Source organism: Streptomyces sp. NPDC053673, assembly GCF_055585225.1.
On the sequence record NZ_JBVJKN010000017.1, the window covers coordinates 102,075 to 118,263 of the forward strand.

13 protein-coding genes and 2 pseudogenes are annotated in these 16,189 nt (G+C 71.2%); 6 read left to right on the plus strand and 9 right to left on the minus strand.

All coding sequences use genetic code 11. The features are described from left to right. Positions 1 to 303: 303 nt before the first annotated feature. The 5 genes and pseudogenes from ACZ6ZQ_RS23805 to ACZ6ZQ_RS23825 all read right to left on the minus strand — a co-directional run. Positions 304 to 426 (minus strand): annotated as a pseudogene (locus ACZ6ZQ_RS23805) (IS630 family transposase); the annotation flags it as partial. A gap of 95 nt (positions 427 to 521) precedes the next feature. Then, positions 522 to 2,114 carry an FAD-binding oxidoreductase gene (locus ACZ6ZQ_RS23810; RefSeq protein ID WP_469770506.1) on the minus strand — a complete coding sequence of 531 codons (1,593 nt, stop codon included), beginning with the start codon at positions 2,112 to 2,114 and terminating at the stop codon, positions 522 to 524. 412 nt (positions 2,115 to 2,526) lie between these two features. Then, positions 2,527 to 2,622, minus strand: a pseudogene (locus tag ACZ6ZQ_RS23815) (SAM-dependent methyltransferase); the annotation flags it as partial. A 217-nt stretch (positions 2,623 to 2,839) separates the two neighbouring features. Then, entirely contained in the window at positions 2,840 to 4,696 is a 1,857-nt protein-coding gene (locus ACZ6ZQ_RS23820; protein WP_469770559.1) for a glycoside hydrolase family 15 protein, read from the minus strand. A gap of 164 nt (positions 4,697 to 4,860) precedes the next feature. After that, positions 4,861 to 5,325: a hypothetical protein gene (locus ACZ6ZQ_RS23825; RefSeq protein ID WP_469770507.1), complete on the minus strand. Its 465-nt coding sequence runs from the start codon at positions 5,323 to 5,325 to the stop codon at positions 4,861 to 4,863. A gap of 598 nt (positions 5,326 to 5,923) precedes the next feature. Here ACZ6ZQ_RS23825 and ACZ6ZQ_RS23830 point away from each other — a divergent pair. Both ACZ6ZQ_RS23830 and ACZ6ZQ_RS23835 read left to right on the plus strand, forming a co-directional pair. Continuing rightward, complete coding sequence (locus ACZ6ZQ_RS23830) at positions 5,924 to 6,247, plus strand: nuclear transport factor 2 family protein (protein ID WP_469770508.1); 324 nt, start codon at positions 5,924 to 5,926, stop codon at positions 6,245 to 6,247. 34 nt (positions 6,248 to 6,281) lie between these two features. Then, positions 6,282 to 6,536: a hypothetical protein gene (locus ACZ6ZQ_RS23835; RefSeq protein ID WP_469770509.1), complete on the plus strand. Its 255-nt coding sequence runs from the start codon at positions 6,282 to 6,284 to the stop codon at positions 6,534 to 6,536. A 28-nt stretch (positions 6,537 to 6,564) separates the two neighbouring features. Here ACZ6ZQ_RS23835 and ACZ6ZQ_RS23840 read toward each other — a convergent pair whose 3' ends face one another. After that, entirely contained in the window at positions 6,565 to 7,437 is an 873-nt protein-coding gene (locus tag ACZ6ZQ_RS23840; protein ID WP_469770510.1) for a PhzF family phenazine biosynthesis protein, read from the minus strand. Positions 7,438 to 7,610: 173 nt separating this feature from the next. Beyond that, positions 7,611 to 8,369 carry an SDR family oxidoreductase gene (locus ACZ6ZQ_RS23845; protein WP_469770511.1) on the minus strand — a complete coding sequence of 253 codons (759 nt, stop codon included), beginning with the start codon at positions 8,367 to 8,369 and terminating at the stop codon, positions 7,611 to 7,613. Between the two features lie 133 nt (positions 8,370 to 8,502). Here ACZ6ZQ_RS23845 and ACZ6ZQ_RS23850 point away from each other — a divergent pair, with 133 nt between their 5' ends. Together ACZ6ZQ_RS23850 and ACZ6ZQ_RS23855 are read left to right on the plus strand one after the other, a co-directional pair. After that, positions 8,503 to 10,134 carry an alkaline phosphatase D family protein gene (locus ACZ6ZQ_RS23850; protein ID WP_469770512.1) on the plus strand — a complete coding sequence of 544 codons (1,632 nt, stop codon included), beginning with the start codon at positions 8,503 to 8,505 and terminating at the stop codon, positions 10,132 to 10,134. A 236-nt stretch (positions 10,135 to 10,370) separates the two neighbouring features. Continuing rightward, complete coding sequence (locus tag ACZ6ZQ_RS23855) at positions 10,371 to 11,675, plus strand: multidrug effflux MFS transporter (protein ID WP_469770513.1); 1,305 nt, start codon at positions 10,371 to 10,373, stop codon at positions 11,673 to 11,675. 4 nt (positions 11,676 to 11,679) lie between these two features. Here the strand turns inward: ACZ6ZQ_RS23855 and ACZ6ZQ_RS23860 are convergent, their stop codons facing one another. Next, positions 11,680 to 12,996, minus strand: a complete 1,317-nt coding sequence (locus ACZ6ZQ_RS23860; protein WP_469770514.1) for a hypothetical protein — start codon at positions 12,994 to 12,996, stop codon at positions 11,680 to 11,682. A gap of 163 nt (positions 12,997 to 13,159) precedes the next feature. Here ACZ6ZQ_RS23860 and ACZ6ZQ_RS23865 point away from each other — a divergent pair, with 163 nt between their 5' ends. Then, complete coding sequence (locus ACZ6ZQ_RS23865; RefSeq protein WP_469770515.1) at positions 13,160 to 14,137, plus strand: small ribosomal subunit Rsm22 family protein; 978 nt, start codon at positions 13,160 to 13,162, stop codon at positions 14,135 to 14,137. A 390-nt stretch (positions 14,138 to 14,527) separates the two neighbouring features. Here the strand turns inward: ACZ6ZQ_RS23865 and ddaH are convergent, their stop codons facing one another. Continuing rightward, entirely contained in the window at positions 14,528 to 15,391 is an 864-nt protein-coding gene (ddaH, locus tag ACZ6ZQ_RS23870) for a dimethylargininase (protein ID WP_469770516.1), read from the minus strand. Positions 15,392 to 15,503: 112 nt separating this feature from the next. Between ddaH and ACZ6ZQ_RS23875 the strand changes: the two genes are divergently transcribed. Then, the gene (locus ACZ6ZQ_RS23875) at positions 15,504 to 16,118 is read left to right on the plus strand and encodes a TetR/AcrR family transcriptional regulator (RefSeq protein ID WP_469770517.1); all 615 of its coding nucleotides are present in this window, start codon (positions 15,504 to 15,506) and stop codon (positions 16,116 to 16,118) included. Positions 16,119 to 16,189: the final 71 nt, after the last annotated feature.

Sequence of the window (16,189 nt, forward strand, 5' to 3'; positions counted from 1 at the left end):
GGGAGCATCCAGAACGAGTACATGCACGGTCCCCGCCGGAGGCCGAAGCCGACCGGGGCGTCGTCGACAGTCCGGGCGGAGAACCGACCTGCCGGGTGACCCGGCTGACCGGCCAGGTCACCCGGCCGGCGCCCACCAGGTCTCAGAGGCTGGCGTGGCGCACGAGCCATCCCCCGTCCGGGTGGCGCGAGGGCGAATGGCGGGCAAGGCCCGTCGTCACCGCCGCCGGGCCGGTCCGCGGGTCCGACCCGTGATCCGGCACCACAACAAGTGGATCGGAGCCGCTTGCCACGGTCGCCGTCAGACCAGCACGATCGGGCCGCCGAGCTGCTGGTGCGCGGCCTGGACCAGGTCGCGGTACTCGGTCCAGGCGAAGCTCTTGCGGCCGTCCGGCCAGGCGTCGGTGCTCGGCCGGTAGATCCGCCGGAGGGCCGTAATGACGCGTCGTCAGGGATGCGGTCGGGTTCGTCAAGGCCGGCTGGGATCGAGGTCAGCGGCGAGGGTGTGGCCCGGGGAGAGCGTCAGGAGCCGATTGCCTGTGGGTAGTCGAAGAAGCCGCTCGGGTCGTACTCCCGCTTCACGTGGACCAGCCGGGGGTAGTTCGCACCGTAGTACGCCTGGCGCCAGTCCCTCAGCTTTGGATCGGGAAAGTTCTGGTACGAGTGCTCAGGGGGCGCGCCGTCGAAGATGGCGTCGTAGAAATCCCGGAGCCAGCGCAGATTCGCGGCGGCGACATCGGGGTGGTCGTAGTCCGCCCAGTTGGTCTCGGCGGCCAAGATGAACGTGCTGCCTCGGTGCACGAACGCGGTCGCTTCCGGTGGCACCTGGTTGATCTGCCCGCCGAGCGCGAACATCGCGAACCCGGCTCCGTCCTCGTTGCCGCTGCCCGGCCAGGCGAGCAGCTGCTCGGCCGCGGCGCCGACCTGCTCGTCGGTGAGGAGTGTCCGCGAGGTCAGGATCCCTGACTTGGAGGCGAACTTCACCACGGGAGTGGTGGCGCTCAGCAGCTCACTCGCCTGGGCCGGGGTGACCTCCCGGATGGCGGCGCTGTTCTGGGCACGCTCGTCGGTTGTGCCGATGGCAAGCAGCGGGGCGAGGATCGCCCGCAACTCGTCGACGGTTCCGTAGTGCTGGCCGATCATATTGACGTTGGCGTTCGTGCGGATCTGGTCCCGGGTCCGCCCGTGGGTGCCGATTCCGAGGCGGCAGTGGAACCGCTTGTCGTTCAAGGTGTCCTGGACGATCTGTTGTGTGGTCGCCACCACCGGCCGTACGGAGTCCAGGCTCCAGCGGAGCTGGTAGAACCCCACATTGCCCTGGAACTGCTCGTACGTGAGGGTGAACGAGGTGTGCACCCCGAAGTTGTTGCCCGCGCCGCCCCGGCAGGCCCAGAACAGATCGGGCTCCGAATCCTCACTGGCCTCGACCACCCGGCCGTCCGCCAGCACGACGGTCGTGGCGACCAGGCGGTCGCAGGTCAGGCCGAACATCTTGTCGCTGAAGCCGATACCTCCGCCCAGCACCAGTCCCGCGACCCCGACCGAGGGGCAGCGGCCGGTCGGTACGAAGATGCCCTGGTCCTCGAGCAGCGGGTGCAGGTCGCCGTTGGTGACCCCGGCCCCGACGGTGACGGTGCCCGCGTCGTGGACGACCTTGATCGGCCCGTATGCCCGAGCGCGGGCGGCTCTCCGCTGCGGAGTGGAGACGATGCTCTTCATCCGGCTCATGTTGAGCAGCAGGCCCGTGGTGGTGGAGTAGCCGGCGTAGTTGTGTCCCAGCCCGGTGCGAGGCACGGCGGGCAGCCCCACCGCGCGGGCCCAGCGGATCGCCTCGTGTACGTCCCTTGTGGTGGCGCAGGCAACGATTCCGGCGGGGTGGATCCCGGCGTACCGGTGGTTGAACGGGATCGCCAGCGGAGGGTAGTCCGGGTTTCGCGGACGGTAGAGGGTGGCGCCGGGGGAGAGTGACGCAGCCAGCCGCTCCCAGTCCCGACGGCTGACCGACTCCGCCGCCTCGGTTGCCGCAGCGGCATCGGGCGACGCCTTCAGAGCCACCGCCCCGGCGCCGAGGGCGCTGAGGGTGCCTGCCCGCAATACGTCCCGTCTGTTGATCACTGTGGCCTGCCTTCGCGAAACCGCCGGAGGCTCGGTCGCCTCCAGAATGAGCGGTCAACCGATCGTGACCACCGCGGCCGCTCAGCGTGCCCCGCCCACAAGCCGGCCACTCGAAAGCGTGCCTCCCGCGCGGCCTGATGGCCGAGCAGGAGGCTCGTAACCCGGATGCAGCTCCGCCCCTTGGATGTGTGTTTCTGATCAGCTGACCTGCCCGTTCTCCCGTTCAAGTTCCATGCCGGTTGGACCTACTTGAATCCGTCTGACTCGAATCGGACTCTCGATCAGTCTTCGAAAGACAGACTTTTGCGCGCAAGCCGGGCAGGTGACAGATGCTGTGAAGCTGAACCGCCGGGTATCGGTGGTGACGCGCTGAAGCTCGACCCCCATGGGCCTTGCACGCGAGGTGGATCGCCTACGCCGTGCCGACCGCCAGGAGATGCGACGAGGCGGCCGGCAGATCGAAGTACGGTTCGGCGAGCCGGGCGGCTTCCAGGGCGGCTGCGAACAACGGCCCCTCGGTATCGAGTCGTTGGCCGTTCGGCGAGCGGGGCGGCTTCCAGGGCGGCTGCGAACAACGGCCCTGGGCATCGAGTTGTTGGCCGGCGTGCTGCTCGGCCGCCTTCAGTTGCCCGTCGCATTTCTCCACGGCACGGGCTGACCGGTACCGCCGGCCAGGACGGGCGCGGCGCCCCGCCCCTGACCAGGGGCGCCGCGCCGCGCCGCCGTCACCCCAGCGCCTTGTCCAGGTTGAACGCCGCGCTGATCAGCGCCAGGTGGGTGAACGCCTGCGGGAAGTTGCCTATCTGCTCGCCCGTGCGGCCGATCTCCTCCGCGTACAGGCCGAGGTGGTTCCCGTACGTGAGCATCTTCTCGAAGGCCAGCCGCGCCTCGTCCGCGCGCCCGGCGCGGGTGAGCGCCTCGACGTACCAGAAGGAGCAGATCGAGAACGTGCCCTCCTCGCCCCGCAGGCCGTCCGGGCTGGCCTGTGGGTCGTAGCGGTAGACCAGGGAGTCGGAGACCAGCTCCTCGCCGAGCGCGTCCAGGGTGGACAGCCATTTCGGGTCGGTCGGGGAGATGAACTTGGCCATCGGCATCATCAGCACGGAGGCGTCGAGGACGCTGCCGCCCTCGTACTGGACGAATGCCTTCCGGTCGTCCGACCAGCCGCGCCGCATGATCTGCCGGTAGATCGTGTCGCGTTGCCCGGCCCAGCGCACGATGTCGGCGGGCAGCCCCCGGTGCCGGGCGATCCGGATGGCCCGTTCGATCGCCACCCAGCACATCAGGCGGGAGTAGAGGAAGTTCTTGCGTCCCCCGCGGGTCTCCCAGACGCCCTCGTCGGGCTGGTCCCAGTTCTCGCACACCCACTCGACCAGTTCGCAGACCGTGTCCCAGTGCGCGCTGGAGATGGGCTCCCCCCACTTGTCGTAGAGGTAGATCGAGTCGATGAGCGCGCCGTAGATGTCCAGCTGCAGCTGGTCGACGGCGCTGTTGCCGACGCGTACGGGGGCGGAGCCCAGATAGCCCTCGAGGTGGGACAGCTCGCGCTCGGGCAGCTTCCGGCGGCCGTCGATGCCGTACATGATCTGCAGCGGTCCCGAGCCGGCGCAGGAGATGCAGACGTGCTCGGTCAGGAACTGCATGAAGGCCTTGGCCTCGTCGGTGAAGCCCAGCCGGAGCATCGCGTAGACGCAGAAGGCCGCGTCGCGGATCCAGACATACCGGTAGTCCCAGTTCCGCTCGCCGCCGATCTGCTCGGGCAGGCTGGTCGTCGGCGCGGCCACGATGGCGCCGGTCGGTGCGTAGGTGAGCAGCTTGAGCGTCAGCGCGGAGCGGTGCACCATCTCCCGCCAGCGTCCGCGGTAGCGCGACTTGGACAGCCACCGCCGCCAGTACCGGACGGTGGCCTCGAACAGGTCCTCCGCCTCGGCGACGGGGCAGGCCCGCGGCCGCACCTCGCCGCCGACCCGGTCGAGCGCGAAGACGGCGGTCTCTCCCTCGTGCAGCTTGAACAGCGACCACACGTCCCGGCCGTCGCTCTCGACCGGGACGCTGGACGTCAGCGCGAGGGTGAGGTCGGGCGACTCGAAGACGGGGTAGCCGTGCTCGGTGCGGACGGTGTGCGGCTGGCTCCCGTAGTCGAAGCGGGGCGCCACGACGGCGCGGAACGGCAGCGATCCGCGGACGCAGATCACCCGGCGGATCAGCCGGTGCCGGTCGGCCTCGCCAGAGTCGTCGACGACGGGCATGAAGTCCTGGACCTCGCCGACCCCGTCGTCCGCGAAGAAGCGGGTGATGAGCACGTTGGTGTCGGGGAAGTAGAACTGCTTCGTCCGCGTCGGCACGTCCGGGGCGAGCTCGAAGGAGCCTCCCCGCTCGGCATCGAGGATCGAGGCGAAGACACTGGGCGCGTCGAAGCAGCCGCAGCAGTACCAGTCGATCGTGCCGTTCGTCCCCACCAGCGCGGCACTGCGCAGATCCCCGATCAGCCCGTGCTCGGAGACGGGCAGATAGCGGGGAGTGCCCGAGCTCCCGGGGCCGTGGGCCGCACTCGGGACCCCTTGGGCGGCCTCTTGGGTCACAGCCTCAGCAGCCACGGGTCGGTCCTCCCTCTGCCTGGCGGCGTATAGGCCTGAACCTCCGCAATTCAGTCTAGGTCGCGTGGCGCGTTTACCCGCTGGGCAGAGCGGCGTCACCGTCTGTGTGCGGATGGTGACGCCGCCTGCGGGCGTACCCGCCGGTGCCGTCAGAACACGAACGGGCCGGGGTTCTGCGGAGTCGTCGCGTTGCAGGTCGCCGTGATGCCGAAGACCACGACCGTGAGGGACTTTCCTTCGAGGCTGTCGCCCGCGGCGACCGTGCCGTTCAGCGGTCCTGAGGCGACCGCGCCGCCCGCCGGGATCGCCGGGTTGGCGTTGCCGGTGAACGTCGCCGTGTCGGAGCCGTTCTTGGTCAGGGTCAGGGTGGACTTGACGGAGTTCGCGGAGATGGGGATGGGGGAGGTGATGGCGGCGGTGGAGACACTGATCGTCGCGGCCGTGCCGTCCTGCGTGGCCGTGAGGGTCGCCTCGCCGGAGCCGAACGAACCACAGTCGAACGACAACGTTGCCGTCGTCGGGTCGACCGCGTTGGCCGCGGGGGCCATGGCCAGTGTGCCCACGGCCAGCGCGGCCAAGAGGGCAGTGCCGATACCGAGTGTGCCGTGCTTCATGGGGGGTCCCGCCTTCGTGTGTGGGGGTTCACGGGATGGCGTCGCCGACTGCCGCTGTCTGCGCCTGGCGTCAGCTCCCCGGCGGGGCTGATGGGCAGTCAGTGACGCTTGTCATTGCTGCAGGAACCCCTGGAGAAAGCAAGGCCGTTCACATGAATCCCCGCACGCGTCGGCCAGATCAGGCCACCGGCGCGGACGGTGCGGACGCTCGGCCGGCGAGCAGGCCGTCAAGTTCCTCCGGCCGCTCCGGAACTGCCCCTTCGCAGATCGAGCCCTCTTCCAGGAGACGGACAGGCCGACATCACTCGATGGCCTCTTCGAGGCCACCCCCGGGCTCTGGCCCGCACAGCACCGCTACGCGGCCGACACCCTGTGGTCGGACGCGGGCCTCGGGACGCTGCCGGCCAAGCTCGCGGAGCGGTCGAGTTCCTGTCTGACGCCCTGAGCAGCTCCTGCCTGACGCCCCGAGGAACCGGGCCGGACCCCCGGCGCGGAGTGACGCGCCACGGCTGGGTCAAGGTCCGCGGGGTGGGGCGTTCCGGGGTGTACGGGTGAGGTCACGTACCCGCCTGCGTATCCCCGTACCAGAGGAGCGACCATGACCATCTCCGTGGACCGGCTCAGTGACCCGGCCGTACGCGCCTTCGTCAAGGCCATCAACTCCGGCGACCGCGAGGCCTTCATGGCCGCGCTCGCACCGGACGCGACGATGTCCGACGACGGTTCGGACCGCGATCTCGACGACTGGACCGACAAGGAGATCTTCGACTCGCGCGGGCACATGGAGGTCGAGTCCGAATCGGACGAGGGGCGCTCGCTCGTCGCCCGGTACCGCAACGAGACGTGGGGCGAGATGCGGACGAAGTGGCGGTTCACCGTCGAGAGCGGGAAGATCGCGCGCTTCGACACCGGCCAGGCGTAGACGAGCCGGTCCGAGGACTCCGCCGGACAGGCCCATGCCCTGGAGCGCGCTCCAACTCCTGGCGTGCGCACACGTCTTCGACATCCGCCGCACCCCCAACGAACACCTCACCTTCGGCGGTGGCGGCCCGCACTACTGCCTGGGCGCCGGGCGCGCCCGTTCGCAGATCACGGCCCTCACCCGGGAGCTGCTGCGCCGCCATCCGCACGTCGAGCTGACGGGCGAACCGCGGCGCATGCGCTCCGACTTCATCAACGGGATCAAGCACCTGCCGGTGCGCTTCAGCTGACGCGTCGGCTGATGTGTCGGCTGACGCCTCAGCCGATACGCGTCCCCGCGCCGCTGACACGGATGCGCGGGTCGCCCGCGCGCAGCGTCACCGTGAGCACGCCCGGACGGCCCAGGTCCTCGCCCTGGTGCAGGGTGAGGACGGCGTCCTCGGAGACCAGTCCGAGCTCGCGGACGTACGCGCCGAACGCGGCGGCCGCGGCGCCGGTCGCCGGGTCCTCCACGACACCACCGACGGGGAACGGGTCGCGGACGTGGAAGACGGTGGGGGACTCCCGCGACACCAGCTGGACGGTGGTCAGGTCCAGGCGGTGCATCAGGGCTTCGAGGCGGGCGAAGTCGTACGCGAGGTCCGCGAGGCGCGCGCGGGTCGCCGCCGCGATGACCAGATGGCGGGCGCCGGCGAAGGCGATACGGGGCGGGAAGGCGGGGTCGAGGTCGGCGGCCGGCCAGTCGAGCGCGGCGAGCGCCTCCGTGAGGTCGTCTTCGGCGATCTCCTCGATGTGCGGCTCGACACTGGTGAGCGTGGCGCGGAGCGCCCCGCCCTCCTCGGTCACCGACACCGGCACGGTCCCCGCGGGTGTGGCGAACAGCAGCTCCCCCGGCCCCATGCGCTCGGCGAGCGCAAGGGCGGTGGCGACGGTGGCGTGCCCGCAGAACGGCACCTCGGCCTTGGGGCTGAAGAACCGGAGGGTGTACGCCCGGCCGTCCGCGCTGCCGAGCCCCTCCGGGGGAGCGGTCAGAAACGCCGACTCGGAGTACCCCAGCTCGGCGGCGATCCCCAGCATGTCGCTGTCGTCCAGCCCGGCGGCGTCCAGCACGACACCTGCGGGGTTTCCGCCGTCCGGGTCGCTGGAGAACGCGGTGTAACGCAGCACCTCGGGCTGCCTATTGATCGTCATGCCGTGCCCAACGCCTGACCCCGGCGCGCTGTTCCCGAACTGGGGCATGCCCCCAGACCCTGCCTGGGCTCCGCCCCGACCGGCCCCCGGCCCGCGCCGGATGGGCGCCTGCGGCGGGCCCACGCGGCGGAGCCGCGCATCGACACAGCGGGAAGGGGCGGGGAGAGGAGAAGTCACCCCCGGCCGATGTACGGCATCGTCGTCGCCATCACCGTCGCGAACTGCACATTCGCCTCCAGCGGCAGCTCCGCCATGTGCCGCACCGTCCGTGCGACGTCCGCCGCGTCCATCACCGGTTCGGCAGCCAGCTCGCCGTTGGCCTGGAGGATGCCCGTCCGCATGCGGGCCGTCATCTCGGTCGCCGCGTTGCCGATGTCGATCTGGCCGCAGGCGATGCGGTAGGGGCGGCCGTCCAGGGACAGGGACTTGGTCAGGCCGGTCATGGCGTGCTTCGTCGCCGTGTACGCCACCGAGTGCGGCCGCGGCACGTGCGCCGAGATGGAGCCGTTGTTGATGATCCGGCCGCCCTGCGGGTCCTGGTCCTTCATCAGGCGGAAGGCTGCCTGGGCGCACAGGAAGGACCCGGTCAGATTGACGTCCACGACGTGCCGCCACGCCTCGTAGGGGAGGTCCTCGACCGGGACGCCGCCGGGCCCGAACGTGCCCGCGTTGTTGAAGAGCAGGTCAAGGCGCCCGTACCGGTCGCGCACCGCCGCGAAGAGGGACGTCACCTCGTCCGGTGACGTGACGTTCGTGGGTACGCACACCACGTCCGCGTCGCCCGCCAGCGCCGCCGTCTCCTCCAGAGCCTCGGCCCGCCGTCCGGCCACTGCGACCGACCAGCCCGCGCCCGCGAGGGCCAGCGCGACACTCCGGCCGATGCCCGAACCCGCGCCTGTGACCACGGCGACACTTCCGCGTTCTGCGTTCATGGGCCCGCAGCGTACGGCAGGCCCACGTACCCGGATCTCATCCGTCCGCCACGCGGATGTTGTGTACCCGACAACCCTGGGACGTCGCCCCCCACTGCAATGCGACTGACAACAGCCGTAAGGGGAGGGGTACATGACACCCGTACACCAGCACTCGGCAGAATTCCGCGCCGCCGCCCGGCACTTGGGCCGCCGCCGCTTCCTCACCGTCACCGGCGCCGCCGCCGCGCTCGCCTTCGCCGTGAACCTCCCGGCCGCCGGCACCGCGAGCGCCGCCGAGCTGGACGCGAAGAAGCTCACCGAGGACCCGTTCACCCTCGGCGTGGCGTCCGGCGACCCGCTGCCCGGCTCCGTACTGCTGTGGACCCGGCTCGCGACCCGCCCGTACGAACCGGACAGCGGACTGCCCGACGCGCGCATCCAGGTCAAGTGGGAACTCGCCCATGACGCCCGCTTCACGCGCATCGCCAGACGCGGACAGGCGACCGCCCATCCCGAGTTCGACCACAGTGTCCATGTCGAGGTCACCGGCCTCGACGCCGACCGCGTGTACTACTACCGCTTCCGCGCCGGCAGCTGGATCAGCCCCACGGGCCGCACCCGCACCGCCCCCCGCGCCGCCGCCCGGATCTCCGAGCTGAAGCTCGCCGCCGTCTCCTGCCAGGCCTACCATGACGGCTTCTTCACCGCGTACAAGCACCTCGCGGAGGAGGACCTCGACGCCGTCTTCCACCTCGGCGACTACCTCTACGAGTACGCCGTCAACGCCGTCGGCGGTGCCCGCAACTACACCGACCGGCGGCTGCCCGCGCACTTCAACCGCGAGACGATCACCCTCGAGGACTACCGGCTGCGCTACGCGCTCTACCGCAGCGACGAGCACCTGCGTGCCGCGCACGCCGCGCACCCCTTCGTCGTCACCTGGGACGACCACGAGACCGAGAACAACTACGCGGACGACATCCCCGAGAACGACGTCCCGCCGGAGGAGTTCCTGCTGCGCCGCGCCGCCGCGTACCGCGCCTACTGGGAGAACCAGCCGCTCAGGAAGCCCCAGCAGCCCGACGGCCCGGACATGCAGCTCTACCGCCGCTTCCGCTTCGGCCGGCTCGCCCAGTTCGACATCCTCGACACCCGCCAGTACCGCTCCGACCAGGCGTACGGAGACGGCTGGCAGACGCCGGGGCCCGAGTCCGAGGACCCGGCGCGCACCATGACCGGCGAGACCCAGGAGCGCTGGCTGCTCGACGGCTGGCAGGCGTCGGACGCCGTCTGGAACGTCGTCCCCCAGCAGGTCACCTTCGCCCAGCGGCGCAACGTCCCCACGTCCGACTTCAAGCTCTCCATGGACGCGTGGGACGGCTACCCGGCCTCCCGCAAGCGGATCCTCGACGGCGCCGAGGCCGCCGGCGTCGACAACCTCGTCGTCCTCACCGGCGACGTCCACGTCGGCTACGCCTTCGACCTGAAGAAGGACTTCGACGACCCGGCTTCCCGGACCGTCGGCACCGAGTTCGTCGCGACCTCCATCAGCAGCGGCAAGGACGGCGCCGACAAGCCCGCGAACTGGGACAACCTCACCCGGGCCAACCCCCACATGAAGTTCTACAACGGCCGTCGCGGCTATGTGACGGTCACCCTCACCACCGAGCTGGCCCGCGCCGACTTCCGGACCGTGTCCGCGGTGACCACCCCGGGCGCGCCCATCACCACGGCCGCGTCGTTCGTCACCGAGGCCGGCGACCCCGGTCTCAAGCCCGCGTAGGTTCCGACCCGTCTACCGGTCTACCGGTAGACCGGTAGAGGAGTGGACGGGTAGACGACTAGCGGACGCCGACGCGGTCCCGTACCGCGTCGAGCGTCCGCATCACCGTGAGCGAAATCCGGCGCACCAGGCACGCCAGGCGCACCAGGCGCAGACGGCACAGCCATGGACAGAAAGGTCTCGACCACTCCGGCGAGCTGAGAACATGGGCGGGACGCCCAGAACAGGAGCTGTTGATGCCGGAGAGCAGCCGGACCACACAAGGACACATAGCCGGCGCCGATCCGGCACCAGCACCCGCCGTCACCGCCGCAGCCGCGCGCCGTGCGGGTCTCCTCGTCACCCTCGTACTCGGCGGTCTCACCGCGCTGCCCCCGCTCTCCATGGACATGTACCTCCCGGCCCTGCCGGAGGTCACCGGGGCACTCCGCGCACCTGCCGCGACCATCCAGCTCACCCTCACCGCCTGCCTCGCGGGCATGGCGCTCGGACAGCTCGTCGTCGGGCCCATGAGCGACAAGTGGGGCCGTCGTCGCCCGCTCCTCATCGGCATGGTCGTGTACGTCGCCGCCACCGCGGTCTGCGCGCTCGCGCCCACCGCCGAACTGCTCATCGGCTTCCGGCTGCTCCAGGGCCTGGCCGGAGCCGCCGGGATCGTCATCGCCCGGGCCGTCGTCCGTGACCTCTACGACGGCGTGGAGATGGCCCGCTTCTTCTCCACCCTGATGCTGATCTCGGGAGTGGCCCCGGTCGTCGCGCCACTCATCGGCGGCCAGATCCTCCGGGTCACCGACTGGCGCGGCGTCTTCCACGTCCTCGCCGTGATCGGTGTGCTGCTCACCCTCGTCGTGGCGAAGTGGCTGCACGAGACGCTGCCGCCGGAGCGGCGGCACAGCGGCGGCGTCGGCCAGGCCCTGCGCACCATGCGGGGCCTCCTCGCCGACCGCGTGTTCACCGGCTACGTGCTGGCGGGCGGACTCGCCTTCGCCGCCCTCTTCGCGTACATCTCGGCGTCGCCGTACGTCGTCCAGGAGATCTACGGGGCCTCGCCGCAGACGTTCAGCCTGCTCTTCGGGCTCAACTCGATCGGCCTGGTCGCGGTCGGCCAGATCAACGGCAAGCTGCTCGTCGGTCGGGTCAGCCTCGACAAGGTCCTCGGCTTCGGACTCGCCGTGGTCATGCTGGCCGCGCTCGCGCTGCTGCTGATGACGACGGGCGTCTTCGGCCGGCCGGGTCTGGCGCCCGTGGCGGCCGGGCTGTTCGTGCTGATGTCCGCGATGGGCCTCACGCTGCCGAACACCAACGCGCAGGCCCTGATGCGCACCCCGCACGCCGCGGGCTCGGCGTCCGCGCTGCTCGGCACGTCCTCGTTCCTCATCGGGGCGGTCGCCTCACCGCTCGTCGGGATCGCGGGCGAGACGACCGCGGTGCCCATGGCCGTGGTGCAGCTGGTGTGCGCGCTCGGTGCGGCCGCCTGTTTCCTGGGGCTGTGCCGGCCGTGGCGCCGTACCGCCGACGACGCCCGGTCCGCGCGTACGTAACCGCTCATTCCGCCCGTACGTAGCCGATCAGGTGCAGCCGGTCCTTCGTGTCCGTCCAGCGGAAGAGCCCGACCTCTGAGGCCTCGCCGTCCGGCAGCCGGACGTTGCGGGAGAGCGCCTCGGGCACCCAGGTCGTGAGGTCCACCTCGTACGGGGCGCCCCCTCCCGCCAGCGCCTCCGCCGGGCTGCGGGTGTTCATCGCCCCGTACGCGACGCCGTCGTCGGTCACCGTCGTCAGCGTCAGGGGGCGGGTGCCGTCCTCCTCCTCGAAGCACCGGCCGGTCCGCTCCTCCAGATCGAAGGCGAGACTCCCGGCGACCAGATAGCGGCCGTCGGGCGAGACCGCGGCCTGCGGATACTCGCCGGGCTCGATCGCCGGCTTATGGCATTCGGTCTTGACCAGCGGCTTTCCGGTCGTCGCATCGTGCACCGCCCAGATGTCGCGGGTGTCGGCTCCCTTGGTGCCCTTCGCCTTCCGCCAGCGCACCAGCAGCCGTTCGGCGGTCAGCGAGGTCGGGGTGCCGTACGCGCGGTCCGCGCCGGCCGGGGCGATGTTCCGGCTGAACCAGCCGCCCCGCACCCAGAACTCCCGGGCCCCGCTGACCAGCAGGCCCTGCGCGGTCAGCCCGCGCACCTCGGTCAGCTGCCGGCAGCTGGCGCAGCCCTTCGGATGGCGCAGTTCCTTCGGCGCGGTCAGGGATACCTCGCCGGTGTCCGGGTCGACGACCGCGCTGCGGGCGCCGCCGTCGCCGATCAGGATGCCGGGACCGGCGCCGGAGACGGTCGGCGCCCCGGTCCAGGGCACCTCGACGCGCTGCCGGGTGCCGTCGAGGGCGGCGTAGACGTCCAGGGAGACGAAGGTGCCGGCGGGGGTGAGGTAGTCGCGTCCGGCCTTCCCGTACGACCAGACGACGAAGAACTGCCGGTCGTCCTTCGTGACGGAGAGCAGCCGTGGAAAGTTCTCCGGGCCGGCCAGTGCGGAGAACGGTTCACCCGACCAGCCGCGCTTGCCGGTCCCGGCGTTCAGGGTCCGCAGCCGGAAGCGGTCGTCCGCCGCCCGCTCCAGATGGGCGATCAGCCCGGTCTCGCGGGCGAGCGCGTACTCGGGCGAGGCGTCGGGCACCTCCCAGCCCCGGGCGGTGTCGTACGCGGCGGGGACGGTGAGCTGCGTGGCCGGACCCGAGCTCTTCCGGGCCGGTTGCTTCGGCTTGCCGCCGCTGTTGTCGTCCTTGCCCCCGCCGCCGCAGGTGGCGAGCAGGAGGATCATCGCCAGGACGGCGACTCCCGCCACCAGAGTCATGCGTACGACCCGCTGTCTCATGGTCCCCCCGATGAGCGTGCTGCCGGTCAACGGCCGCCAGACTAGCAACTGGCCCTGTACCCACAGCAGTTCGGTTCCGTAGCCGTTCTGTCCCGGTTCGGTACGGGCGTCCGGCCCGGGCGGGAAGGCGATCCGTGGCCGGGGACTGTCCTAGAATTCGCCGGTGAACGCCACCCTCCCCGATGCCCTCGCCGGCCTCCTCGACGGTCTGCCGCAGAGCCGAGTCACCCAGGCCGTGGACCGGCTGATCGCCAGCTACCGGGGGGCTACGCCGACGGACGCGCCGGTGCTGCGCGACCGGGCGGATGTCGCCGCGTACGCCGCGTACCGGATGCCCGCGACGTTCGAGGCGGTACGGTCCGCGCTCACCGCCCTGCGCCGGGCCGCGCCCGACTGGGTGCCGGCCACCCACACCGACATCGGCGGCGGCACGGGCGCGGCGAGCTGGGCGGTCGCAGACGCCTGGCCGGAGGGCTCCCACCGCACCACCGTCCTCGACTGGGCGGAGCCCGCGCTGGCGCTCGGCCGGGAGCTGGCGGCGGTCGCGGACTCGCCCGCGCTGCGGGGCGCCGAGTGGCGGCGGGCGCGGATCGGCGAGGCGATGCGGCTGGAGCCGGCGGACCTGATCACGGTCTCGTACGTGCTGAAGGAACTCGACGGGGCGGACCGGACGGCGGTCGTCACGCAGGCCGCGGCGGCGGGCCAGGCGGTCCTGATCGTCGAGCCGGGGACCCCAGACGGCTACGAGCGGATCATCGCCGCGCGCGACCAGCTGATCGCCGCGGGTCTGCGCGTCGCGGCGCCTTGCCCGCACAGCACGGACTGCCCGATCGTCCCGGGTACGGACTGGTGCCACTTCGCTGCGCGCGTCAGCCGGTCCTCGCTGCACCGCCAGGTGAAGGGCGGGTCACTGGCGTACGAGGACGAGAAGTTCAGCTACGTCGCCGCGACCCGCTTCCCGGTGACCCCTGCGGCTTCCCGCGTCACCCGTAAACCCCAGCTCCGCAAGGGCCAGGTCCTCCTGGAACTGTGCGACGCGGACGAGACCCTCCACCGCGCGACGGTGACGAAGCGCCACGGCCCCTTGTACCGCGCTGCCCGCGACACCGCCTGGGGCGACGACTGGCCTCCGGCGCCCTGAGCGGCCCGGTGGTGCCGGTTCCTGTCCGGCGGGCCGGTGTGTCCGTCCTCAAGCGCCGGACGGGCTGTGGTGGTGGCGGTCCCCGTCCGGCGGGCCGGGGGTGGCGCCCCGCGTCCAACTCGGGTGGGGCCGGTGTGTCCGTCCTCAAGCGCCGGACGGGCTGTGGTGGTGGCGGTCCCCGTCCGGCGGGCCGGGGGTGGCCGCCGGCGTCCAACTCGCGGCGGGCCAAGGCCGTCTGCCGCGTGCAACGCGTAGTGGGCCGCCGGGGTGCCCGTCGCCGCGCGAAGCTGCCGTGGCTCCGCAGGGGGCTGCTGGGGATACCCCGTACCCCCAGCACTCACCGCGCCCCGGGGCGCAGGGGGTACGGGGTATCCCCGTACCCCCGCGAGGTCAGGAGCGAAGCTCCTGCGTGCAGCACTTCACGCTGCCACCGCCCTTCAGCAGCTCACCCAGGTCCATCCCCATCGGCTCGAAGCCCCGGGCCCGCAGGGGCTCGAAGAGCCCCAGGGCCCCCTGCGGCAGCAGGACGTGGCGGCCGTCGCTGACCGCGTTGAGGCCGAACGCCGCCGCGTCCGCCTCGCGGGCGATGAGGGCGTCGGGGAAGAGGCGGGCGAGGACCGCGCGGCTGCCGGGGGAGAAGGCGCCGGGGTAGTACATGATCTCGTCCGTCGCGTCGTCGAGGACGGACAGCGCCGTGTCGAGGTGGTAGTAGCGCGGGTCCACCAGATCGAGCCCGATCACGGGCCGGCCGAAGAACTCCTGGGCCTCGTCGTGCGACAGCGGACTCGACCGGAAGCCCCGGCCGGCCAGCACATAGGTCGACGTGATCGCGAAGTCGCCCTCGCCCTCGTTGATGTGCGCGGGCTCATGGATCTCGGTGAAGCCGTGCGCGCGGAACCAGTCCAGATGCGCCTGCGCCTCCGCGGCCCGCTCCGGGTACGCGAAGCGCGCGCCGAGCACCCGTCCGTCGACGACGGTCGCGCCGTTCGCGGCGTAGACCATGTCGGGCAGGTCCGCCCGCGGCTCCAGCAGCTCCACGGTGTGGCCGAGCGCGCGATAGCGGTTGTGCAGGTCCTCCCACTGGGCCAGCGCCAGCGACAGGTCGACAGGCTTCCCGGGGTCCATCCAGGGGTTGATGGAGTACGTCACCTCGAAGTGCGTGGGTGGGCACATCAGGTAGCGGCGGGATCTAGCGTCACGAGGCAATGCAGGCTCCTCACGAGCGGCAGGGCGCACGGTTGTGCGTGCAGCCATGGTGCGTCGTACGAGCCCTTCGCGCTGTGATCCGAACGGGTGGTTCGTCACACATACCGCCCCCGTTCAACAAGACGATACGTTTCGTCGCATCGGTTGGTAGATTGGCGCCATGGCAGAGACCAAGGCCCCTGATTCCTCCCGCCGCAGCGAACGCTCCCGCCGCGCCATCTACGACGCCGCCCTCGCCCTCGTCGGCGAGGTCGGCTACACCAGGACGACGATCGAGGGCATCGCCGCCCGCGCCGGAGTCGGCAAGCAGACCATCTACCGCTGGTGGCCCTCCAAGGCTGCGGTCCTCCTCGAAGCCTTCCTCGACCTCGGCGAGCAGGCTGCCCAGGGCGAGTCGGGGACCCCGGGGATTCCCGACACCGGAGATCTCGAGGCCGACCTCAAGCTCGTCCTGCGAGCCACCGTCGACGAGCTGAACTCGCCCGTCTACGACGCCCCCGCCCGCGCCCTCACCGCCGAGGGCGTCGTCGACCCCGAACTCGGTGCCCAGTTCGTCGAGAAGCTCCTCGAACCCCAGCTCCAGCTGTACGTACGCAGGCTGGGCGCCGCCCAGGACGCCGGTGCGGTGGACGCCGGCATCGACCCCCGTATCGCCCTGGAACTCCTCGTGGGACCCCTCACCCACCGCTGGCTCTTGCGCACGCTCCCGCTCACCCACGACTACGCCGACAAGATCGTCGAGTACGCGCTGTACGGCCTCGCGCCCAGGAGCTGAGTGAGGGACCGGCCACACGATCGGGGGGTGCGGCCACCCGGCGCTCCCGATGATGGGACGATGGCAGCAGC